This window comes from Haladaptatus sp. DJG-WS-42 (genome assembly GCF_037198285.1).
In the GTDB taxonomy this organism is placed as follows: Archaea; Halobacteriota; Halobacteria; order Halobacteriales; family Halococcaceae; genus QDMS2.
Window position 1 is genome coordinate 1202981 of the sequence record NZ_CP147243.1, and the last position, 24012, is coordinate 1226992.

Sequence of the window (24012 nt, forward strand, 5' to 3'; positions counted from 1 at the left end):
CCTGTATTGCGGGACCATGGGGTAGCTTGGTATCCTTCAGCGTTTGGGACGCTGTGACCCTGGTTCAAATCCGGGTGGTCCCATAATTCTCTCGCGAGCAAATTGGCGAGCGAGAGCCTTCTGATGAGCCGCGGATTTGAAGCAGAGAGCGAGAGCGAGCGACCGTGGTTCAAATCCGGGTGAACTCCAACCCTATCACCACAAAACTTCTACACATTGAATCGAGAGAAGCCGTATGACGACAGCGATGGGTGACAATTCTGCGGAAGTCTCGGAAACTGCGGTGCGTGGGATGGTGCATGCGCTAAAGCCAAACTGGGAGGTTGTGTCGGTCGAGCGCAGCGCTCACGGCACTGATTTTGTCGCGAAACTCGCTGTGAAAACACCAGCAGAACGCCGGTCGGTCGTGCTCAAGGCAACAACGGCGGATTTCGTCGCGCCCGTCATCGCGAGGGCGGAACCGCGGTTGCTCGCACTGATGGGGCGCGAAACGACCATCCCTGTTCCGACAGTGTTTGGCTACTGTGATTACCACGAGACGTACCCCACGCCGTTTTATCTGATGGAGTACGTCGAAGGGGAGAACGACGAAGGACGGGCAGCAGACCTGTCGTTCGACGTACGCCAGACGGTTTTGCGAGAGGCAGGAGAGAATCTCGCACAACTCCACGAACTCGGGCCGCTCGACGGTGCGGGAAAGGTTGGAGTCCAGGACGGGGAGCTGGCCGTTCTGGACACGGACGACCAGCCGCGCTACGACGATTTTCGAGATAAAGTGCTGGCCGAGAGTGAGGAAACGCTCGACAGTCTGACCGAGGGCGGCTTTTTCCCGGATCTCGCAGAGCAGCCGACGCGCTTTGCAGACCTCGTGCCCGGGCTCAGAGCGCATCTCCGAGAGGCGATTCAGGAGATGTCGCCACCCGAGCAACCGACCTACTGTCACTGGGATTATCGCTTCGGGAATCTGCTCATCGACACGGAGACGGGCGAGACGAAGGCCGTCCTCGACTGGGCAAACCTCTCGGCGGCTGAACCCGCGTACAACCTCGCACAAACGGAGTTCTATCTGTTGAGCCCGGAGACAGATGGCGCGAAACGGACGGACACCCACCGGGAGACGTTCAGAACCGCCTACGCCGAGGCGCGCGATGGGTGGGAGTTCGACGAGGCACTCCGCGCGCGGATGGAGGTGTACCGCCTCACCACTCGGTTGGGCGCGATGGCCTGTCTTCCGCTCTGGTATCAGGATGCGTCGAGTGAGGAGCGCGACCAGCGGGCCACAGAGCACCGGGCGTTCGTCGAGCAGTATCTCTGAACAGGAGAGGTCGGTCGTCCTCTGCGAAATTACTGCATACTTATTCTGAGAGAGAGGGAACTCAACCTATGACAGACCCAGACCTTCTCATTCGACTCGATGTGCTCATCTCGCTGGTCGCCATTCTCGTGGTGTTGGTCACTGTCACGATGCTGTTCGTGGTGAACTTCTACGTCTGGGTGCTGACAGTGGTGTTCGTCGCTGGCATTGGCTACTATACGCTCAAATCATACAGAGTCGGGCTTGAGACGGGTGGGCGTGCGAGTCAGTCCTGAGCCGCTCGCCATTCGTCTTCGAGCACCCCGTACACCAGTAAATCGACGTACTCGTGGTCGATGAAGCCGCCGTCGCGGAGCAGGCCTTCCTGCTGGAAACCGAGTTTTTCGAGCACGCGTTTCGACCCCTCGTTGAACTCGTAGACGTAGGCGATGAGTTTGTGCAAGCGACGGTGGCCAAACCCGTAGTCGGTGAGAAGCGAGACGGCCTCGGTGGCGTAGCCGTTGCCCCAGTGGTCGGGCGCAATCCAGTAGCCGAGTTGGCCGGAGCCGTGGACTCTGTCGAAGTTGCTGAGGCTAATGAAGCCAACCGGGTCACCGTCCGTGCAGATGAGGAGCCGAACATCGTCGCCGTCGCTCCACGACTCGTACCACTGTTCTTCCTGTAACTCGTTTACGGGTTCGGCTTTGGCGAGCGAGTGCCAGACTGCGGGGTCGTTCGCGTGTTGTTGGATGAAATAGAGGTCTGCGCGCGAGACGGTGTGCAACGAGACGGTGTCACCGGAGAGAAAGGCAGGGCCGGGCATCAACGAATCACTGCATGTGGCGAGGTCGGCTTAATATATAGTGATTCGCCCGGGTGAGGTTCACTTTCAGTCCGCCCTTTGCCAAACTACTTAGCCGATGGTGGGGTACATTTCAGTTGAATGGCGCACGCGGAAAACGCAGAGCTCATAGACAGATTCGAAGAGTTCTACCGGAACTACTACCGCGACGCAATCGGGGAACTCGCACAGAAGTACCCAAACGAGCAGCGGTCGCTGTATCTCGACTATCAAGACCTCTATCGCTTCGACCCAGACCTCGCAGACGATTACCGGTCACAACCGGGTCAGCTCCAGCAGTACGCAGAAGAGGCGCTGCGGATGTACGACTTGCCGGTGGACGTGGGCCTTGGCCGGGCGCACATCCGCATCCGAAACCTCCCGGAGGCGACGGACATCCGGAAGATTCGGGCACGGCATCGCGGGCGGCTCATCGCGGTGCAGGGCATCGTCCGCAAGGCAACCGACGTGCGGCCGAAGATTCAGGAAGCCGCCTTCGAGTGTCTGCGCTGTGGGACGCTGTCGTTCATCCAGCAAGCGGGCGGGGATTTTCAGGAACCCCACGAGTGTCAGGGCTGTGAACGACAGGGACCGTTTTCCATCAACTTCGACCAGTCTGAGTTCATCGACGCCCAGAAGCTCCGGGTACAGGAAAGCCCAGAGGGACTGCGCGGCGGTGAGACCCCCCAGAGCATCGACATCCACATCGAAGACGACATCACGGGCAAGGTCACGGCGGGCGACCACGTCCGCGTCACGGGGATTTTACACTTAGAACAGCAGGGGAACAACCAAGAGAAATCCCCGATGTTCGACGTGTACATGGAGGGCAGTTCCATCGTCATCGAAGACGAGCAGTTCGAGGACATGGACATCACTGAAGAGGACAAGAAAGCCATCATTGAACTCTCGCAGGACGCAGAGATTTACGACAAGATGGTCGGCTCGATTGCGCCCTCGATTTTCGGCTACGACCAAGAGAAACTCGCGATGATTCTCCAGTTGTTCTCAGGGGTGACCAAGCACCTGCCCGATGGGTCGCGCATCCGCGGCGACCTGCACATGCTCCTCATTGGTGACCCGGGGACTGGTAAGTGCGTCAAAGGCGATACAAAAGTCACGCTCGCAGACGGTTCAGAGGTCGCGATTCGAGAGCTAGTCGAATCAAATCTCACGAACCCGAAACCAATTGACGATGGCGTGTATCAAGAGGTTGATTTTCCAGTACCTTCGGTCGATATAGACGGAACCCTAACTCAAAAGCGAGCCACGAAAGTCTGGAAGCGCGAAGCACCTGATCGGATGTATCGAATCCAAACCGCGAGCGGAAGCGAGATAGAGGTGACCCCGTCTCACCCACTGTTTGTCCAATCGGACGGCAGATTCTCAGCTCGCAAGGCTGAAATGCTCTCCGAAGGGCAATTTATCGCGACACCTCGGCATATTCCGACCACGTGGGACGATAGGCTTTCTGTCGAGTATCGACGGTCGAGAGCGAACAATGCCGTGCGTCTTTCCCTCCCAGAAACGTGGACGCCTTCACTTGCGCGACTCATCGGCTACATCATAGCAGAAGGACATGTGTACCGAAATGACGAGAACAGCGGCTCTGTCACCATCACGAACAACGACCGCGAGATTCTCGATGACATTGCTGACGGATTCGAGCGATTGGGACTGACGTGGTCTGAACGTGAAGGGCGGCCGGACAAACAGGCGCAAGAAGTTGTCTGCTCAGCTAGTGAGTTTGTAAGCTTCCTCGAAGATCTGGAGCCCGCCATCCTCAAACGATCTGCCGAACAGCGCGTTCCACAGGCGCTATTCAGCACAAGTCCAGAGGTGAAAGCAGCGTTCCTGAAAGCCTATATCGAGGCTGAAGGTCACGTCTCAGCCACGCAACGAGAGATTACGGTCAGTTCGATGAGTCGTGAGCTTTTAGAGGGTGTGAAGTCGTTGCTCGCGTCGATTGGTATTCGCGCTCACCTGAAATCACGACACAACGGGAGTTACCGGCTCCGAGTCGGCGGTTCGGACTTCAGTGAGTACGTTGAACTAGTTGGGTTCGTAACCGAGCGAAAAACCGTTGCATCACAGGCATTTACCGACGTACCAGAGAATACCAACGTCGATGTAATTCCGGATATTGGAGACAAACTACAGGAAATACGTAACGCATTAGCACTGTCGCAGTTCGACTGTGGTGTTCCTCGGTCAACCTACCAGCACTACGAACGTGGCGACCGCAATCCCGGACGTGACACGCTTCGGCTCGTCATCGCGGCGTTTGAAACCCGACTGAACGAACTGCAAACACTCAGTGAAACGGTGCAACCCGAATGGGAAACCGTTAAAAACGCACGGCAAGACGTGAACATCTCCCAGCAGGCAATTGCTGACCACGTGGGTGTGTCACAGCGGACAGTGAGCCTTCACGAGCGTAACGAAGTCGTTTCAGACGGTGGCTATGTAACCGAGGCCCGCGACGTCATAGAAGAGCGAATCAAGAGTGGGCTGGCTGTTGCTGACGACATAGCTGCTCTCAAAGACCTCGTAAACGGAGACATCCGTTGGGACCGAATTGAGTCGATAGAACCCGTTGAGCCGGAGTACGACTGGGTGTATGACCTGGAAATCGAAGAAACCCACAACTACCTGACGAACAACATTGTATCGCACAACTCCGCGATGCTCCAGTACATCCGGAACATCGCCCCGCGCTCGGTGTACACCTCCGGGAAAGGGTCGTCCTCTGCGGGTCTCACGGCCGCGGCAGTGCGCGACGACTTCGGCGACGGCCAGCAGTGGACGCTCGAAGCCGGTGCGCTCGTCCTCGCGGACAAGGGGATTGCAGCGGTGGACGAACTCGACAAGATGCGACCGGAAGACCGCTCTGCGATGCACGAAGCCCTCGAACAGCAGAGCATTTCGGTTTCGAAAGCGGGCATCAACGCGACGCTCAAGTCGCGGTGTTCGCTGCTCGGGGCGGCGAACCCGAAGTACGGACGCTTTGACCCCTACGAGCCAATTGGCGAGCAAATCGAACTCGAACCGGCGCTCATCTCGCGGTTCGACCTCATCTTCACGGTGACGGACAAACCGGACGCCGACAAGGACACGGAACTCGCAGAACACATCATCCGGACGAACTACGCTGGCGAACTCCACACCCACCGCACGCACACCAACTCCTCTAACTTCACCGAACAGCAGGTAAACGACGTGACCGAGGAGGTCGCGCCGGTCATCGATGCCGAGTTGCTTCGCAAGTACATCGCGTTCTCGAAGCGCACCTGTTATCCAACGATGAGCGACGAGGCAAAGCAGGCCATCCGCGATTTCTACGTTGACCTGCGCGCGAAAGGCGCAGACGAAGACGCGCCCGTGCCCGTGACCGCCCGGAAACTCGAAGGGTTGGTGCGCCTCGCGGAGGCGAGCGCGCGGGTTCGCCTCTCCGATACGGTCCACGAAGAGGACGCAGACCGCGTCATCGAACTCGTCCGGTCGTGCCTGCAGGACATTGGGGTTGACCCAGAAACCGGCCAGTTCGACGCGGACGTTGTCGAGACGGGGCGCTCGAAGACCCAGCGCGACCGCGTGAAGAACATCAAGAACCTCATCGCCGAGATCGAACAGGAGTACGAAGACGGCGCGCCAATCGACGTGGTGTTAGACCGCGCAGAGGAGATCGGGATGGACCACTCGAAGGCCGAACACGAAATCGAGAAGTTAAAACAGAAAGGCGAGGTGTACGAACCGCGCACCGACCACCTCCGAACGACGTAGATGGACCGAATTTCTGCCCTGCGGAACATCGAAGACGCGCTCGCCGCCTTCGAGCAAGGCGAGACGGATTTGGCGACGATGGAACAGCGCGTCCGCGGCGTGTTGCGCACCTACGCGACCGAATTTGCAGATAATTCACTGGCCGCCTATCGAGCGTCCGGAGATACAGCAGTGGATGGACTTGTCGTGGTCGCCGAGTCGAGCGCACAGGCCCGCGAGCGCATCGGAGAGTTAGGTGGACAAGCGTCCACATTCACGGTAGAGCGGGTCGATTCCTCGTAATATCGGACATTGTGAGTGTCGTGAAACCCGCAACGATTTTATATATCCACGGTTATATTACTGAAGAACAAGTTTGAGCCAAAGAGAACCACAGGAGCAATCACTTCATCAGCAATTGTCAGATACTTCTAATATACTCCTGTGTACGCCACCGATGAGTCCGGCGGCGGAGGATTCGTGTATGGAGTTGCTGACGCCACCGGCTGAGACGGAGTTGAACGTTCTTTGGGTTGCTTACTCTCGCACGCCGGACAGCTGTCTCACACAGTGGCGCCAGCATGGCACAACCCAACCGAACGATATCTCGATTATCAACGTCGGCGATAGCGTTCGCTCTGCTGTCGCTGCAAACGGCGCGAGTCACGGTGGGCCCGGCCCGATTCAGACAGTCCCGAGTGCCGGCGATCTGACTGGACTCGGAATTGCGATTAGTAACGTGCTCTCTCAATGGGCAGAAACGGACGCCCAAACTGTCGTCTGTTTCGATTCGCTCACGGCACTGCTCCAGTACGTCGAACCCGAGAAGTCCTACGAGTTTTTACACGTTCTCACCGGACGACTGTTCGCTGCGGACGCCATCGCCCACTTCCACATCAGTCCGGACGCCCACGACGACCAAACGGTCGAAATGATTCGCTCACTGTTCGATGGCGAAGTCTCCATCACAGAAGACAGCGACCGAATCGTACTCACACGCTGACCAGTCGATAATTTTAACAACCAATATTTCTGAAACGAGTAGTGTGCTCCTCGTCGTCACCTACTCGACTGCGGCTCGCCAGACGCTCAGAAACATCTGTCGAGCGCACGACGCCGTCGTGATTCGCCGGTTCGGGCGAGCCGCGCTGTTCGAGACGACTGAGTTGGGAGCCTTCCTTGCCTTGCGGCTGCTCGAAAAACACGGTCAAGACGTCCAGCTCGCAGAGACAACACCGTTCAACGAGTTCGAGGCGGTTCCAGACCGAGTGCGTGAGGCGGCGAGTGCGTACGAAGCTCGCCCGAATGCGAGTACGCCATATGCCAAATTCGCCGTTGGAACGGCCCATCCAACGCCTGAGGAGATGGCGACACGCGAGCTATGAAACTGCGGGTAGATGGCGTCGTGTATTCGGGCCGTGCAATTGACCTGTCGGCTGAGCCGGTCGGCGCTGAGGCGGTGTGTCGCGCTGTCTCGGGCGACGACTCTGAAATTTCGCTGTCGTGTCCTGACCCACAGCCTGTCTACGACCACGTCGGCTACATCCACCCGGACCTCTCGCTCTCTCGACGGAGCGCGCTGGCTGCGGCGGCACGGTCGTGTGGATACACTGCTCCGCAAGATGAAGCGCTCAGCGAGATTCGAGCGAACCTCGAAGCCCACGATTCACCGGCGGTATCGGTCAGAGCAGCGCGCAAGCGAGCCGCGAAAGCCGGTGCTGAGTGCGAGCGACTTCAGGAATCGGTCGCCGCCCAGCGTGGTCGCGTGCAGGCGCTTCGCGCCCTCGGAGAAGACCCAAACGACGCGGAAACCCGCCTCAAAGAGACGATTGCGGCGCTTTCAGAGCAGGAAACAGAACGCATCGCGGCCGAGCAGACGCTCGCCCACGCAGAGCAACAGGCGCGAGCCGCACGAGACAGCCGAGAGCGACGCATGCGCCTCGAAGATCGGGAAGCAAACCTCAGACGCGCGGCGCGGCGGGCGCTTGCAGCGCAGGTGGAGGGCGAAGTTGAAAAGGCACGGGCACAGCTTCCAGCAGCGCACCCACAGGCGGTGGCGTCGGCGCTCGCGATTGCTCGAGTCGCATCGGTTCAGGCACCGGTTGTGCTCTCAGGGGAGTGGTTCGAGACGGCGACGGCGGCCGCAAACTGGCTCTGTGCCCCCGTGATTCGGCTGTAGTTTAAGACACAAGCCGCGGCCAGTGGCCGCATGGTCGAACTCGATTGGACGCTGCGCGAAGCGAGGGGTGTGTGCCTTGTCGAACTCCGGGTTGAAAACCCACGGAAGACGGCGGTTCGCATCCGAATCGCGAACGAACTGCCAGCACCGCTCTGGCCGCCTCGATGCGAGGGCCTGCCAGTCACGGGGTGGGACGACGGTGGCTGGGAAGGCGTAATTCCATCCGAGACGGTGGTTGCGCTTGGCTATGCAGCTCCGACAGCACCGGTCGAACCACCAGTGACGGTGGCGTGGGAAGAACGCGCTGAATCACCAACAGCTGAGTACGACTCAGCGAGCGCCGTGGTACAGGCGCTTGGCGACGCCTCACCGCCGCGGGACGCGGTTCCCGTCGAAATATCGACTGCCCATGGAGAACAGGCTGGAGAAAGACTGGCAGGCAAGAAGCAAGCCTGCATGGAACAGTCACCAACAGAGAGTGCAGACGAGCAGGACCCTCCTGTTTCGCTCCCGCCCGCAGTCAGCGACTGGCTATCGACCGTCGAGCGCGACGTTGCCCGCGCAGAGCGACTCGCTGCGGTCGAAACCGTCCCCGAAGCGACAGCCGCGGTTTCTGCGGTTGGGGGACTCGACGGGGTACGAGAGCTCGCCGAGACAGTGGCAAAAACGGAGTCGCAACTCGAATCGCTCAGCGAGGCGGCAGAAACGCTCGAAACGCGACTCGATGAGGCTGCGATTCCAGTAGCAACCCTCGCGTCGCTCGCATGATCCTCGCAGTCACAGGCGGGAAGGGTGGGGTTGGGAAATCGACAGTGGCGTACAACCTCGGCGCAGAACTCGATGCCGTCGTCGTGGACGCAGACCTCGGAATGGCAGACTTGCCACCGGGTCACGGGCCAGACCTCCACGACGTGTTGGCGGGGCGTGCAACACCACGCGATGCAATCGACGACTCGGGTGACGTGACGCTCGTGCCGTGTGGGCGGAGCCTGAACGGCGCACGTGCGGCCGACCCGACCAATCTGGGAAGCGTGGTACGCGCACTCGAAGCCGAGTTTGGCGAGGTGGTCATCGACTGTCCAGCAGGGCTGGCGAGCGATGCCGGGGTGCCGCTCTACGTTGCAGACTGCTGTCTCATCGTGACGACTGCGGAGCCACCGGCACTCGCAGACGGGGTTAGGACGCGCGCACTCGCTCGGAAATTGGGTACTGGGCTGTGTGGCGTTACGCTCAATCGCAGCGGTGAGCGTGCACCGACCGACCGGGTTGCGCGGCTCTTTGGCGCACCAGTCGTGTCGCTGCCAGAAACGAGGGCTGCACAGGTCGCCTTCGATGCGTCAGTCGCGGTGAAAGCAGTCGAGCCAAACGGTGCATTTGCCACGCAGGTCAGAAAAGTTGCAAAACTCGTTCACTCCTGTACGGCGTGAAACGTGGTGCGGAGCGTGACCGGAGTGACGCCAGCCACGGCCGCGGCGTCGGCTTGGGTGAGGGTGCTGTCGTGCTCTTTTCCGGCAGTGTAGAGACACGCAGCCGCGATACCACTCGGATTTCTTCCACAGACGAGCCCCTGCTCGTGGGCTTCGGCGACGAGTTCCCGTGCGCGGCGTTCGACGGCGGCAGAAAGGTCGAGTTCGCTTGCGAATCGCGGCAGGTACTCGGTCGGGTCGATTGGCCCCGTCGGTAAGCCGAGTTCGCGGTTGAGGGCATCGTAGGCGGCTTTGAGCTCGGCTTCGGTCGCCCGCGCGTGGGAGACGACTTCCGTGAGCGTCCGCGAGATGGTTGCCGTCCGGCAAGTCGCGTACACTGCGGCGGCGGCGAAGCCTTCGAGTGAACGACCCTGCAGTAAATCAGCAGACTGCGCAGATTTGAACAACACACACGACTGGTCGCGGAGGCTTTCTGGCAGGCTGAGTTGGCTCACGAGCCGCCGGATTTCCGTGAACGCGTAGACGCGATTTCGGTCGCGCTTCGAGGAGATTTTCGCCCGGTTGTGCTGGCGACGCATCCGAGCGACGCGACGGCGCTTGCGACCTTTCAGACGGGTCGAGTAGCCAATCTCGGTCGAGAGGCCGCGGTCGTGACGCGAGCGAGTGAGCGGCGCGCCGGTGCGCTTTCGCGTCTCCTCGTTTTCGGTGAACGCCCGCCACTCGGGACCGCGGTCGATGCGGTCTTCTGCGACGACGAGCCCACAGCTGGGACAGAACGTTTCGTCCGATTCAGTGCGGAGATGTTCGCTACATTCGGGGCAAGCCTGCGTTGATTGTGCCGAACTCATCACATTTCGAACTTGGTTCCGAATGGGTATTTAAAGACGGGACGATTTGCCGAAAACCGTCCGCAAGCGGTGGTGTAAACCTACCGGTCACCGGTAGGCTTTCTCGGCGAACGCGATTGATTTTACAAATACGTGGAAAATTTTTAACTATGATAGGTCAGAACTTACACGTATGGCGCTCTCAGACATCGCCGCCGGGTTGGAGGTGACGACCGAACAGCACCACCGCGGGGTTGCAACGGTCGATACCACCGAGACGGCGCTCGCAGACCGGCTCGAACCCGTGGCAGACGACCTGCCCTGTTCGGCCGCCGCGGCGGCGACTGTCATAGAGACATACGCAACCGGCGCGAGTGTGGGCGACTGTGGGGTAGAGGCAGGCGTTGCACCCGTCACCGCCGCGAAGGTGTTACACCTCGCGGGCGAGGCGACGACGCCGCTCAGCCCACAGGGTCGCCAGTTCGTCCGCGATTGGTTGGCTGCAACCCTCTCCCGAGCAGACGCACTCGCACTCTCGGGCGCGAGCGATGCCGAGTTCGCACTCGCGGCGTACTGTGAGACACACGACCCCCTCGCGGCGGTGTGTGAAGCTGCAGAAGGGGCACTCTCGCCGACTGGGTCTGCAAGCGTGGCGAAACGCGACGCGCTCGCAGAGACAATGAGTGAGAGCGGCGAGTTCTTCTAGCGAGAAAGCGAGTACTTTTCGAGCAGCCCGGGGTCTTCGAACTCGATGCCGAGGTCGGTGTCGAACAGCGTCTCTGCAACGTCGACGACCGACGGTGCAAGCGCACCATCTTCGGCGGTCGCACACGTTGGTGAGTCGGGGTCGGCATTTGCGCTTTCTGGAATCAACAACTCCGTTTCACGGGCGAACAGCGAGCCGTCTGCGCGATTGGCGAGGAGGTGGTCGCCACTCGCACCAACGTCCTGAAGGCGGCCGCGAATGGGTGAAATCGCGTCGAGGCCGCGTTCGGTTGCGGGCGCGACGAGCGCGACCGCGTCGGCCGCGGTGACCGCGGCAACCGCCGGGTTCGTGGCGAGCGGTGGCGTGTCGATGAGCACGATGTCGAACCCGCGTGTGAGGTCGGTGACGTAGTTCGAGAGCTGTTCTGCGGCGGCGGGCGCTTTCGCGCGAGCCAGTTGCTCGAACGTTGCGTGCGACGGGACGGCAGAAAGTCGTCCGTCGAGGTCGAGGGGAAGGTCGTAGATGGCGGCTTCAATCGGTTTTTCACCAGTCACAGCATCGGTCACGTCCGTCTCGAGTGGGCCTGAGACGTACCGTGCCAAACCTTGTGTTCCGTAGGCGGCATCGAGGAGTACGACATCGTGGCCACCGCGGGCGAGCGTCGCACCGAGTTCGAGCGTGAGGCGTGTCGTTCCGGCACCACCCACGACGCCACAAAGCGCGAGCGACTGCGTCTTCGTATCCATATTTTGAACTACTCAGGTCATCGTACAAAAAAGACAGGGAGGGTTAGTCGGTGGCCGCGCGAATCCCGGCTGCGATGTCGTCGAACTCCTCGTCTGTTAGTTCTGGCATCGTCCTGATGATGGAGTGGACGGCCCCGCCGCCGTCACCCTCGAAGCGCGGGACGATGTGGGCGTGGACGTGTTGCACCTCTTGGCCAGCGGCCGTGCCGTTGTTGACGCCGATGTTCGACCCGTCTGCGGAGACCGCCTGTTCTACGGCCGGTGTGAGGTGATACAGCGCCTCGAATACCGCTTCGCCGAGGCCTGCGGGCAGATCGGCGATAGTCTGGTGGTGGGCTTTCGGGATGACGAGCGTGTGCCCTTTCGTGAGCGGATTCACGTCGAGAAACGCCAGCACGTTGTCGTCTTCGTACACCGTTCGGCTCGGAATCTCTCCGGCGATAATCTTACAGAAAATACAATCGTCGGCCATGCGTTGTGTGTCGCGCGCAGATTTGAAGTAAGTTTCCCGTCTGCAGATTGGTCGCGAAATGAATCGTTTTGTCGAATAATTTGGTAAATTTGTAAATTCGAGAGAGTGGCCCTCAGAATTTAAAATCCACGGAGGGTAGCGGCACATATCTGACCGAAATATATAACACCACACATTACAACATTGTTCAGGAGTAATAATGATGAATGGTCACATGAACCAGAGTACCGATTCTCAAGACCAACCGGGCAACGGACAGACGCGACGCCGATTCATGCAGGCCGCGGGTGCCGCGGGCCTCCTCAGTGTTGCTGGCTGCCTCGGCGGTGGCGGCGGCGGTGGCGGCGAAGGCTCGCTTTCGATTCCCGGCCTGTACGACCAAAGTGGCCCCACCTCAGACGTAGGTCGCCCGACCGCGCTTGGCTCACGAGACGCGTTCAAATGGATTAACGAGGAAGGACTGCTCGACCAAGAGATCAATCACAACGGCGTCGATTATGCCTACGACGTCGCACAGGCAAACCAACAGTACGACGAATTTACCTCAGACGGAACGCCCCCAATCATCATTGGCTGGGGGACGGCAGACACCGAGGCACTCGCGCCGAAAGTCGCCCGCGACCAGATTGTGTACATTTCGGCGTCCTACTCCGCGAAATTGCTCACGGAGGAAGCGCCGTACAACTTCTTCGGCAACTTAGACTACACGAGTCAGGCCCGAGCACACCTGAAGTGGATTGCGGACAACGACCCCGACGGTAAGGTCGCGTTCATCTTCTCTAACACCTCGTTCGGGAAGGCTCCCGTCGAAGGCGGGAAGGCCTACGCAGAGGAGTTGGGCTTAGAAGTCGGCGACGACATCGACCTGCCGCTGACCGCGAACTCGGCGACGACGCAACTTCGCAAGGCAAAGGACGAACAAATCGACTACCTCATCCACCAGAACACGGCCGCACCGATGCAGGTGTTGCTCAAAGACCGCCAAGACGTCTACCCAGAGGTCAACGTCATGGGCCTGACCTACACCGTAGACGAACTCCGCGTCCAAGAGTCCCCAGAGACGTTCGAGGGCGTGCGCTACGCGAGTGGGTTCAAGACGTTCGCCGAGGTCATGGAAGGCAGCGGGCAGGGCAAAGACGCCATCGAAGCCTCCTTCGAGCGCGAAGGGCGGTCGATGGACGACCCGAGCGTGGCGAACTTAAACTACGTCCGCGGGGTCATCCACGCGATGGTCGCACTCAAGGGCATCCAAGAAGCAGGCAACTTAGACTTAGACCCATCCGCGGGTGAGAACATCCGCTCTGGAATGTTCGAAATCAGCGACTGGGACGTGTTCGGCCTCGCAGAGCCGTTCACCTACGAAGAGGACGACCGCCGCCCAACCATGACCGGACGCATCTATCAGGTCGAAGACGGCGAGATGAAGTTCGACTCCAAAGCCGAGCTCCCCCGCCGCGACGACTGGATTGGCCTCTAACGATGACGGCAAGCGAGGCCGAGACGACAGACCGGGCCGCCGAAACGGGCCCCCCGCCAGTCGTCGAACTCGACAACGCAGAAATCGTCTACGACCGCCACTTCCTCGCCGTCCAAGGGGTGTCGCTCGAAGCGAACGAAGGCGACATCATCGCACTCCTCGGGCCGAACGGCGCGGGCAAGAGTACCATCTTAAAGATGATTTCCGGCATCGGCCGCACCGAGCGCGGCGAGGTGTCTCGCGGACGCATTTACTTCGATGGCGATGACGTCACCAACTTCGGCACGAACGAGATGGTCTCCCGCGGTGTGACCCACATCCTCGAAGGACGGCGGTCGTTTCGCGACCTGACGGTCGAAGAGAACCTCCGGTGTGGCCTCTACAGACAGGGCCGCCGGTTGAATTTCAGCGAAGAAGACTACGAACTCGCGTTCTCGTATTTCCCGCAGTTACAGGAGATTATGAACCTGAAAGCGGGGTACGCAAGCGGTGGCGAACAGCAGATGCTCGTGATTGCACGCGCCTTGCTCCACCGCCCGCGACTCCTCTTGCTCGACGAGCCGTCGCTCGGCCTCGCGCCGAAACTGGTGCGCGACATCTTCGAGACGCTCAAAGAAATCAACGAAAAGGAGAACATCACGATGGTCATCGCAGACCAAAACGCCAAACGAACCCTCGATATCGCAGACTATGGCTATGTTATGGAAAACGGGCAAATCGAGCTTCACGACCCGGCAGACAGCCTCAAGAACCGCGAGGAAATCAAGGAGTTTTACCTCGGGACGAGTCGTGAGGAGGGGCGGTATACGGACATCCGCCACTACAAGATTCGCAAACGGTGGACCTGATGGGAGGTGACTCGTGAGCCACTCATCGTTCGACGTGCGAGGCGGCCCACCCGTCCCCCCAGAGGAGGCTGCCCTCGGCTGTAAAAACATCACCAAAACCTTCGGCGCGGTGACGGCCGTAGACGACGTCTCCATCTCCATCCAGAAAGGCGAGTGGGTATCGATTGTCGGCCCGAACGGCGCGGGAAAAACGAGCCTGCTCAACGTCATCAACGGCTTTTACGAACCAGACCCCGGCGGACAGGTGTTCCTCGACGGGCAGGACGTGACGGACATGCGCTCGTACCAACGGGCGCGCCACGGCCTCGGGCGGACGTTCCAAGGCCTCGAACTGTTCGAGAGCGAAGACGTCATCGAGAACGTCATCACGGTCAAGTCCATCAGCCGTCGCCCCAACCTGCTCGAAGCCATGCTGTTCTACTGGCGGGGCCGGGACATCGAGGAGAAAAATATGCGCGAGGTCGAGGAAATCATCGATTACCTCGAACTCTGGGAGTACCGCCACAGCCCGATTTCGAGCCTCCCGCTCGGCATCCGCCGGCGGGTGGACTTGGCGCGGGCGCTCGCGCTCGACCCGGACGTCATCCTCCTCGACGAGGCCATGAGCGGCCTCACCTTCGAGGAGAAGTACGACATGGTGCGGTTCCTGACCGACCTCTACGAGGAACGCGGCCTGACCGTCGTCATGATCGAACACGACTTGGAGGTCGTGACGGACGTTTCAGACCGGATGATTGTACTCCAAGAGGGTGCGGTCATCGCCCGCGGGCCGCCGGAGGCGGTCACCGCAGACTCGCTCGTCGCAGAAGTGTACACGGGGGTTGACTAATGGCCCAAGACGAACTCTCGACCGGCGTGAGCGTCGACCGCGTGGCGAGCGCGCCCGAAGGCGACATCGACATCGTCTCAGACCGCTCGCTGCCCGAGATTCTGTTAGACCACGTCGAAAAACACGGCGACGACATCGCCCTTCGCTGGAAGCAGTTCGGCGTCTGGCAAGAGTTCAATTGGACGGCGTACTACGACCGCGTCCGGTGGTTTGCGCTTGGCTTAGAAGAGTACGGCTTTGACGTCGGCGACGTGCTGTTCACGATTGGCTACAACCGCCCCCACCAGCTCTGGGCGTGGCTCGGCGCACAGTCGCTCGGTGGGATGGCCGCGCCGAACTATCAGGACATGCTTCCCGAGGAAATCGGCAAGCAACTCGACCTCCTTCGCCCGCGCATCGTTTTCGCAGAAGACCAGGAGATGGTCGACAAGGTGCTCTCGGTCGCAGACGACGCACCCGGCCTCGAAACCATCATCTACCGCGACGAACGCGGGATGTTCCGCTACGAGCAAGACGACCCGAAAATCGTCAGTTACGCGGAGGTAGAGGCGCGTGGACGCGAACGCTTAGAAAACGGCGAGGTCGATGGCGACTACGTCGCAGAACGCATCCGCGCGATTGACCCGAACACGCCAGCGATGCTCTCACCGACGAGTGGGACGACGGGCACGCCAAAGCGCGTGCAACTGTCGCACTTTAACTTCGTGAACCTCGCGAACGCGGCCATCGAAATCGACCCACTGCCCAAAGAGTCAGACTACTTCTCGTACCTGCCGATGGCGTGGGTTGGTGAGCAGATGATTCTGATTGCGGCCGCATTCGTTGGCGGGTGGACGGCCAATTTCCCCGAACAGGAGGAAACCGAACGCGAAGATCTGCGGGAAATCGGCCCGGAAATCATCTTCTCGTCGCCGCGCACCTACGAGGCATGGGTCGCAGACATCAAGGCGAAAATCGAAAACACCACGCGACTGAAGCGGTGGACCTACGAGAAGGCGATGGCCATCGGCCAGGAGTACACGGAGTACATCACTGGCGAGAAGGCTGGTCAGACCCCACCCGCAACACTGCGGGCGAAAAACTGGCTCGCCTACTGGGTGGCTTACCGCCCGATTCTCGACAAAATCGGGCTGAAACGCGCGAAAAACGTCTACACCGGCGGCGGCCCGCTCGGTGAAGAGCACTTCGAGTACTACCACGCCCTCGGCGTGCGCCTCAAACAGATTTGGGGCCAGTCTGAGGTGTGTGGCTTCGTGACGATGCACCGCGACGGCGACATTCAGGCTGACACCGTTGGCCAAGTGTTCCCGAACGTGGAAGTCGGACTCACGCCCGGCGGCGAACTCGTGGTTCGCGGCCCGGTTGTCACCTCTGGATACTACAACCAGCCAGAGAAGACGGCTTCTGCCATCGAAGACGGTTGGCTTCACACCGACGACTTCGGCGACATCACCGACGACGGCCACGTCAAGGTGTTCGACCGGATGGACGACGTACTCGAACTCGCAGACGGGACGGCAATCGCGCCCATCAGCGTCGAGACGAAGCTCAAGTTCAACCCGTACATCAAAGAGGCGATGGTCGTCGGTGACGGCCGCGACTACCTCGCCGCAGTGCTCAACATTCGCTTTGACAACGTCGCAGAGTGGGCAGACCAGCGCGACATCCAGTACGCTGGCTACCGTGATTTGACGCAGAAACCCGACGTACTGGACCTCATCACTGGCGTGGTCGAGGAGACCAACGCCCGCTTAGAAGGCAACGAGATTCGAAAGTTCATCGTCCTGTTCAAGGAGTTCGACCCCGACGACGGCGAACTCACGCGGACGGGGAAGATTCGCCGCAAGGTGGTTGGCGAACGCTACGCCTCGCTCGTGGAGGACATCTACAGCGACAAAGAAGACTGTGAAATCGACATCACCATCACGTATCAGGACGGCCGCGAGACGCGCGAACACGGCGAAATGGCGATTATCGACCTCGACTCTGTCGGGGAAGAGGTCGCCGCAAACGGAGGGGCAGAGTAATGGTTGACGTTCCGGCCCTGTTCGCGACGATCGTCGCGGGCATCGGCATCGGCGCAATCTACGCGCTCGTCGCGATGGGCTTTTCGCTCATCTACAAGGTGACGGGCGTGCTCAACTTCGCGCAAGGACAGTTGGCGCTCGTCGGGGCGTACTTCGTGGCGATTTTCGCTGCCCCTTCGATTATCTGGTTCGTCCCGGCAGGCGCGTTGCCGACGCTCGGCGGCGTCGTCGCGCTCGTCGCGACCATCCTCGTCGGCGTGTTGCTTGGCGTGCTGTTAGAACGGGCTATCTTCCGCTTCTTCATCGGAGAACCCGTGTTGTCGGTGATTATCGTCACGCTCGCACTGGGTGGCATTTTCAGCGGCTTCATCCAGTTCCTCGTCGGCCCGAACTTCCGCGCCTACCCGGAATCGCTGTTGCCAAACTGGAGCGTGCCACTCCCGTTCGGAACGGAGATTAGCGGTCCCTTCGCCATCGGCGTCGTGCTCTCGCTGGTCGTCGTCATCGCGCTCATGGTGTTCTTCCGGTACACCGTCACGGGGTCGATTCTCCGGGCGGCGGCCTCAGACCAGCAGGCGGCGATGGCGCTCGGCGTCTCCATCGAACGGACGATTATCATCGCGTGGACGCTCTCGATTACGATTACCGCAATCGGAGGCATCCTGCTCGCCATGGCGAACGGCGGGGCGGGCTTCGCCATCGAGACGACGGGCATCATCATCCTCGTGGCGGTGGTGTTCGGCGGCCTCGACAGCGTTCCGGGGGCGTTCCTCGGGGCGATTGTCGTAGGCCTGCTGCGGGAACTCGGGCGGTTTTACGTCGAGGATTTCGTCGGCGCTGGCTTCGCTGAAATCCTCCCGCTCATCTTTCTGCTGTTCATCATCGTCGTGAAACCGTACGGCCTGTTCGGCACCGAACGCATCGAGAGAATCTAACCCATGTACGAAATCCAAACTCATCGGTCGCTCGTTTCCACTGCGGAGGTGCCAGATGCCCTGCGGTGAGTACTTCACGGACTATGGCTCGCGGATGGGGCTGTTTCGCTGGCGCACCCAGCGAATCGCACTCGTTCTCGGCCTGCCGATTCCGTTCCTCCTGCCGTTCGTCATCGGCGGCGGGACGCTGAATCTGTTCGCCCAGATTTACATCTTTGCGATTGCCGTCCTCGGCTTGAACGTCATTCTCGGCTACGCCGGGGAAATCGTGCTCGCACAGGGGGCGTTCATGGCAATCGGGGCCTACAGCACCTCGCGGATGCTCGGGACGGGCGCGGGCTTACTGCCCGCCATGATCGTCGGCGGGTTCATCGCCGCGGGCGTGTCGGTGGCCTTTGGCCTCCCCGCGGTTCGCGTCAAAGGCTTCTACATCGCCATTTCGACGCTCGCGTTACAGTTCATCGCAGAATGGTTCTTCCTGAACGACAAGGCAGCGTTCATCCACGGCGGCGTCCAGCAGACGGTTCCGGTTGACGTTGGCCTCCTCGGGAGTTTCATTCGGATTAGCTCGCGGACGGACATCTACTTCCTCGCGCTCGTCTCGATGCTGGTGTTCGCGCTGTTGTCGCTGAACTTCAGTCGGACTGGTATCGGGCGGTCGTTCCGCGCGGTCCACGAAAACGACCTCGCCGCCGCCGTCCTCGGCATCAACGTGTTCCGCAACAAACTGCTCGCATTCGCCATCGGCGGGTTCATGATTGGCTTTTCGGGCGGCCTCTACGCCGTCTTGATTGGCTTCTTAGACCCGAGCTTCTTCACCATCGAGTTGACGCTCCAACACTACGTCATGCTCCTGTTCGGCGGGCTTGGCCGCGTCTGGGGCGCGCTGCTCGGGGTGGCAATGGTGTCGATTCTCCTCGACAACCTCCAAGAGTTCTTCAACACCTACGCACCCGACGCGACGTCGCTGATTCCGGTTCTCTTCGGAGCCATCATCATCGTCGTGCTCGCCGTCGAGCCAAAGGGGGTGTTGGCTGCGCTCGGCCAACTCAAGGAATACCTGCGTAAGTGGCCATACGCCTATTAGCGGATGGCCACAATCTGAGCGCATGAATCGGACGCAAACCGCCCGCTCTCTTCTCGATAGTCTGCCGTTCCACGAAGTCCACGGTATCGAAATCGTCGAGGTGACCGAAGCCACCGCAACGACGCGTATCCCGTTCGCCGACGACCTCGTTGGCAACCCGGACGTGCCCGCCATCCACGGCGGCGTTCTCGCCGCACTCGTCGACCTGACCGGCGCGGCGCTGTTCGTTGGCAACCTCGGCCGCTACACCCCGACCATCGACATGCGCATCGACTATCTCACCCACGCCGGAGCGGAGACGCTCGTCGGAACCGCCACCCGCGTGCGCGAAGGCGGGTCGATTGGCGTCGCAGACATCGAGATTCGCGTCGGAGACACGGTCTGTGCCACCGGAATGGGCACGTACAAACTCTCGACATGACGTTTGCGCCCGCAACCGACGCCCACGTCCATCTGATGCCAGACAGCCTCATGTCCGCCATCCGCGGGGCGCTGTATGACGCCGCCGAGTGGGAAATCGACCACCCGACCGACCGCGAAACAATGGAAGCAGAACTCACAGATGCTGGCGTGGAGAAGTACATCGCGCTCCCCTACGCCCACAAGCCGGACATTGCGGCCGACTTAAACGACTGGGTGCTCGCCCAGTGTTCTGAGTCAGAAATGGCCGTCCCCTTCGCCACCGTCCACGGTGACGACGACGTAGAGAGGGTGGTTCGCCGGGCATTCGACGCGGGCGCTCGCGGCCTCAAGTTCCAGTGTCCGGTGCAGGGCTGTGGTCCCGCAGACCCACGGCTCGACCCGGCCTTTGAACTGGCCGCAGCATACGACCGGCCCATCATGTTCCACGCGGGAACCGCGCCAATGTTCCGCGACAACCCCGCCGTCGGCTTCGACCAGTTCGCCCAGTTCGTCGAAACTTACCCCGAGGTGCGGGCATGCTGTGCGCACATGGGAACCTACGAACACGAGGCGTTCATCGAATGCGCCCGCGAGAACGAACAAGTATTCTTGGATACGACCGTCGCCATGTCCGCCTCCGCACCCGAGTACATGCACTTCGACCCGACGGTGATTGCTGACGACGTGTTCGAAGCCCTCGCTGGCTCCATCATGTACGGCTCAGACTACCCGAACATTCCGTATCCCTACGAAGACGAACGGACGCACCTGCTCTCGCGTGACCTTTCGGATGAAGCGTTCGAGCAGTTGTTCAGAGGCGCGGCAGAACGATTCGTGGGAGAGAATTAGTCGCGCGTCCGCGGCTGTGTGCCGGTAAATTCGCGCGGTTTCAGTTCTTCGCGTTTGAGGAAGGCGTTTGCGCGTTCGGTGAACTCGTCTGAAGCCCAGACGTTCGCGGTCATGTCGCGGGCCATCTCTTCTGCGAGGAGGCCAAAGTTCGTCCACGGCTTGAGGATGGTTTTGATGGTGCGGTAGGCTTGGGGACTCTTGGTATCCACAATCGTCTGGAGCAGTTCGACCGCTTGGTCCTCTGCGTCACCATCGTCTACGACGCGGTTGATGAGGCCGATGCGTTCGGCTTCCGGCGCGGAGAGGAGCGACCCGATGAGGAGCATCTCGCGGGCGCGTTTCTCGCCGACGATGAGCGGAAGGAGTTGGACGCCGCCGCCTGCAGCCGTCGAGCCGACGCCGACTTCCGGCTGGCCGAAGCGCGCAGACCGCCCGGCGACGATGAGGTCACAGCCCATCACGAGTTCGTTACCGCCCGCGACGCAGGTGCCTTCGATGGCGGCGACGGCGGGTTTACCCGTGTCTCTGAGCATGTCGATGGCTTCGAAGTAGGTGGTGAGCCAGCGCGCGCCCTCCTCGAAGGTGAGGCCGTTGAGTTCGCCCAAGTCCGCCCCGGCACAGAACGTGTCGCTCGTGGAGGTGAGGAGAATTCCCTGTATGGACGAATCCTGGTCTGCGCGGTCGAATGCATCGTACAGTTCGAGGACCATCCGCTCGTCTAAGACGTTGTGGCGCTCTGGGTTGTCGAGGCGGATGGCGGCGAGGCGGTCGTCGTCGGCGTGCGTCTCGTACACGATTCGCTCGTAAGACATGGGAAATGCAAACACACCCCAATAGTATAACTCCTCTGCGGGAGTCGATTTCAGCATGCGCGGACTCACCGGAAAAACGGCGTTTGTGACGGGAAGCGGCGGCGGTATCGGGCGAGCGATTGCGACACGGTTGGCTGAAGAAGGGGCGACGGTAGCGGTCAACGATATTGATGAAGCCAAAGCCGACGAAACGGTCGAGATAATCACCAACGCGGGCGGCGAGGCGTTCGCTGCCGTTGCGGACGTGACCGACCTCGATGCGGTGCGTGCGGCCATGCAAGCAACGATCGAGCAAACGGGCAGCCTCGACGTGCTCGTGAACAACGCCGGGTGGGACCGCATCGAGTGGTTCATGAGCCAAGACCCCACCGTCTGGGACCGCATCATCGACATCAACCTGAAGGGACAAATCTACTGCTCGCGGGCGGCGGCCGAAGTCATGACCGACCGCGACGAGGGTGGGCGCATCATCAACATCGCCTCCGACGCGGGGCGGGTCGGGAGTTCCGGCGAAGCCGTCTACGCCGGGGCGAAAGGCGGCGTGATCGCGTTCACGAAAACGCTCGCCCGCGAACTCGCCCGCAATCAGATTACGTGCAACGTCGTCGCCCCCGGCCCCGCAGACACGCCGCTCACGCGCACCATGCGCGAAGAATCAGAGTTGGCGGCGAAGATTCTCGGGAGCATGGCAACACAGATTCCACTCGGACGGATGACCGAACCAGAAGACGTGGCGGCAGCAGTCGCGTTTTTCGCCTCCGACGATGCGAGTTTCGTGACCGGACAGGTGCTGTCGGTGTCGGGCGGTTTGACGATGGCTGGGTAACCCGACTCAGTACCGTTCGTCAACCACCGACGGGCCGTCTTCCAGCGCTTCGACGCACTCGACCGCGTTTGGCTTGATGAGCAGACGGTCTGCGAGCGCGGCGCGGAGTTTCTCAGTGTCAGCCTCGCCCTCGCAGACGATGGCGAGGTGGTCGGTCGATTCGGGTCGCGAGACGGTGAGCCGATAGTTCCCAGTGAGGCCGTCGAACCCGGCGAGAACGAGGCCGATGGCTTCGGGGTAGAGTTTCACGCCCTTGACCTTCAGGCGGCCGTCGGTGCGCCCGATGACCCCGTTCGGGAGCACGACTTTGCCGTCGCGCACGTCTACGTCTGCGAGGTCGCCGGTGCGGTACCGGACGAGCGGCGCGCCCTCTTTTTTGACGTGCGTGACGACGAGTTCGCCGCGGTTGCCGGGTTCTAACACCTCGCCCGTGTCCGGGTCGATGAGTTCGACCAGCGCGTAGTCAGAGGCGACGTACAACCCGTCTTCTGCGGCGGTCTCTGCGGCGACCGGGAGGATTTGGCGTGACCCGAAGTAGTCACATGCCGTCTCACAACCGAGGGCGTCTTTGACCTGTTCGCGCATGCCCGGAATCGACGTGAACGGCTCGCCCGCACCGACGAATCGGTCTACCTGTCCGCCCGCTGCGCCGATTTTGAGCGCGTAGCTCGGGTTGCCGATGAGTGCGTCCACGTCGAACTCCTGGATGACACTCGCGGCCTGTTCTGAGTCGCCCGGCCCGAGCGGGATGACTTCCGCGCCGAGTTGTTCTAAGCCGCGGTGGATGAGCAGCCCAGTCCCGAACAAATGATAGCCGAAGGTGTTGAGCACGCGGTCGCCCCGTGAGATGCCCGCCTGCTCGAAGAGGGTGGCGTTGACCGCGGCCATGTGACGGAGGTCTTCTTGCGTGTCGAAAACCGGTTTCAAGTCGTCGCCCATCGGCGTAAAGCAAATCATCGACTCGCCGGGGTAGCACGAGCCTTCGGGTGGATTTTCCGCAAAATCGGCTTCGAGGTCCTCACCCGAGGTAAAGGGAAGATTTCGGAACTCCTCCCACGAGGATACGGCTTCGGGGTCGATGCCCGCCTCCGCGTAGGTGTCTGCGTAAAAGTCGTACGCCGCCACGCGGGAGAGTTGTGCGCGAACCGCCGCAAGCGTCTCGTCGTCGTACATAGTGAGAGATGTGTGGCCATTCCGCATAAAGTCAGAGGGAGGCGCGAAACTGCTCGCGGTCGACGACGCGGAAAACGAGGTCGACCTCCCCGAGCACGCGCCCCTCACTCGAGACGGTTGCATCGAGAAAGAGCTTCGGCCCATCGACATCTGTGAGTAGAGTTTCGACGGTGACGGTCGCGCCGACGGGGGCGGCGCTCCGGTGGTTGAGCCCGACGTATTCGCCGACGGTTCCGGTTCCTTTCGGAAGCAACCCGTGGAGCGATTCGCGGCCCGTGAACTCGGCAAACGAGACGACGAACGGCGAGCCGAGCACGTTGACGGCTTCGTCGGAGGCGGCGTCCGCAGCGGCGGGTTTTCCGGCGGGGTCTGTCTGTTCGCCGAAGACGGTCGTCGTGTGGTGGGGTTCGACTGTGAACTCGCGGGTGTGGGTGATGTCCTGTTCGCGGAGACGAGCCAGCGCGTCGTAATCGACGGACATTGTGCGGAGAGA

26 protein-coding genes and 1 tRNA gene are annotated in these 24012 nt (G+C 60.8%); 20 read left to right on the forward strand and 7 right to left on the reverse strand.

The annotated features are described in order from the left end of the window. Positions 1-10 precede the first annotated feature (10 nt). The 3 genes from V5N47_RS06615 (at position 11) to V5N47_RS06625 (ending at position 1590) form a co-directional block, all read left to right on the forward strand. Positions 11-83 (forward strand) — tRNA-Pro (locus V5N47_RS06615). A 152-nt stretch (positions 84-235) separates the two neighbouring features. Continuing rightward, positions 236-1315 carry a phosphotransferase gene (locus V5N47_RS06620; RefSeq protein ID WP_338730081.1) on the forward strand — a complete coding sequence of 360 codons (1080 nt, stop codon included), beginning with the start codon at positions 236-238 and terminating at the stop codon, positions 1313-1315. Positions 1316-1383: 68 nt separating this feature from the next. Further along, on the forward strand, positions 1384-1590 hold the full coding sequence (locus V5N47_RS06625) for a hypothetical protein (RefSeq protein WP_338730082.1): 207 nt from the start codon (positions 1384-1386) through the stop codon (positions 1588-1590). Here the strand turns inward: V5N47_RS06625 and V5N47_RS06630 are convergent. Further along, entirely contained in the window at positions 1581-2117 is a 537-nt protein-coding gene (locus V5N47_RS06630) for a GNAT family protein (RefSeq protein WP_338730083.1), read from the reverse strand. The two genes, V5N47_RS06625 and V5N47_RS06630, sit on opposite strands and share 10 nt — an antisense overlap. A gap of 120 nt (positions 2118-2237) precedes the next feature. Between V5N47_RS06630 and V5N47_RS06635 the strand changes: the two genes are divergently transcribed. From V5N47_RS06635 to V5N47_RS06665, 7 genes are all read left to right on the forward strand, one after another. Continuing rightward, positions 2238-5918 carry an LAGLIDADG family homing endonuclease gene (locus V5N47_RS06635; RefSeq protein ID WP_338730084.1) on the forward strand — a complete coding sequence of 1227 codons (3681 nt, stop codon included), beginning with the start codon at positions 2238-2240 and terminating at the stop codon, positions 5916-5918. Beyond that, positions 5919-6200, forward strand: coding sequence for a hypothetical protein (locus V5N47_RS06640; RefSeq protein WP_338730085.1), 282 nt, complete (start codon positions 5919-5921; stop codon positions 6198-6200). It abuts the gene before it with no gap. 181 nt (positions 6201-6381) lie between these two features. Next, positions 6382-6900 (forward strand): hypothetical protein, encoded by a 519-nt coding sequence (locus tag V5N47_RS06645; RefSeq protein ID WP_338730086.1) that lies wholly within the window; start codon positions 6382-6384, stop codon positions 6898-6900. Positions 6901-6943: 43 nt separating this feature from the next. Beyond that, on the forward strand, positions 6944-7282 hold the full coding sequence (locus V5N47_RS06650) for a hypothetical protein (RefSeq protein WP_338730087.1): 339 nt from the start codon (positions 6944-6946) through the stop codon (positions 7280-7282). After that, positions 7279-8076: a hypothetical protein gene (locus tag V5N47_RS06655; RefSeq protein WP_338730088.1), complete on the forward strand. Its 798-nt coding sequence runs from the start codon at positions 7279-7281 to the stop codon at positions 8074-8076. Before V5N47_RS06650 ends, V5N47_RS06655 begins: the two co-directional genes overlap by 4 nt. Positions 8077-8106: 30 nt before the next feature. Beyond that, complete coding sequence (locus V5N47_RS06660) at positions 8107-8844, forward strand: hypothetical protein (RefSeq protein ID WP_338730089.1); 738 nt, start codon at positions 8107-8109, stop codon at positions 8842-8844. Next, positions 8841-9503 (forward strand): chromosome partitioning protein ParA, encoded by a 663-nt coding sequence (locus V5N47_RS06665; protein WP_338730090.1) that lies wholly within the window; start codon positions 8841-8843, stop codon positions 9501-9503. The genes V5N47_RS06660 and V5N47_RS06665 overlap by 4 nt, the downstream gene beginning before the upstream one ends. Here V5N47_RS06665 and V5N47_RS06670 read toward each other — a convergent pair. Further along, positions 9485-10351 (reverse strand): transcription initiation factor IIB family protein, encoded by an 867-nt coding sequence (locus V5N47_RS06670; protein WP_338730091.1) that lies wholly within the window; start codon positions 10349-10351, stop codon positions 9485-9487. The two genes, V5N47_RS06665 and V5N47_RS06670, sit on opposite strands and share 19 nt — an antisense overlap. Before the next feature lie 172 nt (positions 10352-10523). On the opposite strand from V5N47_RS06670, the gene V5N47_RS06675 reads away from it, so the two are divergent. Further along, a complete protein-coding gene (locus V5N47_RS06675) occupies positions 10524-11036 on the forward strand; it encodes a hypothetical protein (protein ID WP_338730092.1) in 513 nt (170 codons plus the stop codon). Here the strand turns inward: V5N47_RS06675 and V5N47_RS06680 are convergent. Together V5N47_RS06680 and V5N47_RS06685 are read right to left on the reverse strand one after the other, a co-directional pair. Beyond that, a complete protein-coding gene (locus V5N47_RS06680) occupies positions 11033-11782 on the reverse strand; it encodes an AAA family ATPase (protein WP_338730093.1) in 750 nt (249 codons plus the stop codon). The genes V5N47_RS06675 and V5N47_RS06680 overlap by 4 nt on opposite strands. 43 nt (positions 11783-11825) lie before the next feature. Next, entirely contained in the window at positions 11826-12254 is a 429-nt protein-coding gene (locus tag V5N47_RS06685; RefSeq protein ID WP_338730094.1) for an HIT family protein, read from the reverse strand. Positions 12255-12468: 214 nt separating this feature from the next. Here V5N47_RS06685 and V5N47_RS06690 point away from each other — a divergent pair, with 214 nt between their 5' ends. Genes V5N47_RS06690 through V5N47_RS06725 form a run of 8 tightly spaced genes read left to right on the forward strand, consistent with a single transcriptional unit; the run spans position 12469 to position 20708 of the window. Next, a complete protein-coding gene (locus V5N47_RS06690; RefSeq protein ID WP_338730095.1) occupies positions 12469-13731 on the forward strand; it encodes an ABC transporter substrate-binding protein in 1263 nt (420 codons plus the stop codon). Positions 13732-13733: 2 nt separating this feature from the next. Next, complete coding sequence (locus V5N47_RS06695; protein WP_338730096.1) at positions 13734-14579, forward strand: ABC transporter ATP-binding protein; 846 nt, start codon at positions 13734-13736, stop codon at positions 14577-14579. A gap of 13 nt (positions 14580-14592) precedes the next feature. Next, complete coding sequence (locus V5N47_RS06700; RefSeq protein ID WP_338730097.1) at positions 14593-15408, forward strand: ABC transporter ATP-binding protein; 816 nt, start codon at positions 14593-14595, stop codon at positions 15406-15408. Next, positions 15408-17435, forward strand: coding sequence for an AMP-binding protein (locus V5N47_RS06705; protein WP_338730098.1), 2028 nt, complete (start codon positions 15408-15410; stop codon positions 17433-17435). The genes V5N47_RS06700 and V5N47_RS06705 overlap by 1 nt, the downstream gene beginning before the upstream one ends. Then, positions 17435-18370, forward strand: a complete 936-nt coding sequence (locus V5N47_RS06710) for a branched-chain amino acid ABC transporter permease (RefSeq protein ID WP_338730099.1) — start codon at positions 17435-17437, stop codon at positions 18368-18370. The genes V5N47_RS06705 and V5N47_RS06710 overlap by 1 nt, the downstream gene beginning before the upstream one ends. Before the next feature lie 55 nt (positions 18371-18425). Continuing rightward, entirely contained in the window at positions 18426-19457 is a 1032-nt protein-coding gene (locus tag V5N47_RS06715; RefSeq protein ID WP_338730100.1) for a branched-chain amino acid ABC transporter permease, read from the forward strand. A 22-nt stretch (positions 19458-19479) separates the two neighbouring features. Continuing rightward, positions 19480-19878, forward strand: a complete 399-nt coding sequence (locus tag V5N47_RS06720; RefSeq protein WP_338730101.1) for a PaaI family thioesterase — start codon at positions 19480-19482, stop codon at positions 19876-19878. Beyond that, entirely contained in the window at positions 19875-20708 is an 834-nt protein-coding gene (locus V5N47_RS06725; RefSeq protein ID WP_338730102.1) for an amidohydrolase family protein, read from the forward strand. The genes V5N47_RS06720 and V5N47_RS06725 overlap by 4 nt, the downstream gene beginning before the upstream one ends. On the opposite strand, the gene V5N47_RS06730 is transcribed toward V5N47_RS06725, so the two are convergent. Next, positions 20705-21520 carry an enoyl-CoA hydratase/isomerase family protein gene (locus tag V5N47_RS06730; protein ID WP_338730103.1) on the reverse strand — a complete coding sequence of 272 codons (816 nt, stop codon included), beginning with the start codon at positions 21518-21520 and terminating at the stop codon, positions 20705-20707. The two genes, V5N47_RS06725 and V5N47_RS06730, sit on opposite strands and share 4 nt — an antisense overlap. Before the next feature lie 55 nt (positions 21521-21575). On the opposite strand from V5N47_RS06730, the gene V5N47_RS06735 reads away from it, so the two are divergent. Beyond that, on the forward strand, positions 21576-22346 hold the full coding sequence (locus V5N47_RS06735; protein WP_338730104.1) for a 3-oxoacyl-ACP reductase family protein: 771 nt from the start codon (positions 21576-21578) through the stop codon (positions 22344-22346). 6 nt (positions 22347-22352) lie between these two features. Here the strand turns inward: V5N47_RS06735 and V5N47_RS06740 are convergent, their stop codons facing one another. Further along, positions 22353-23519: a hypothetical protein gene (locus V5N47_RS06740; RefSeq protein ID WP_338730105.1), complete on the reverse strand. Its 1167-nt coding sequence runs from the start codon at positions 23517-23519 to the stop codon at positions 22353-22355. A 31-nt stretch (positions 23520-23550) separates the two neighbouring features. Further along, positions 23551-24000 carry a hypothetical protein gene (locus V5N47_RS06745; RefSeq protein WP_338730106.1) on the reverse strand — a complete coding sequence of 150 codons (450 nt, stop codon included), beginning with the start codon at positions 23998-24000 and terminating at the stop codon, positions 23551-23553. Positions 24001-24012: the final 12 nt, after the last annotated feature.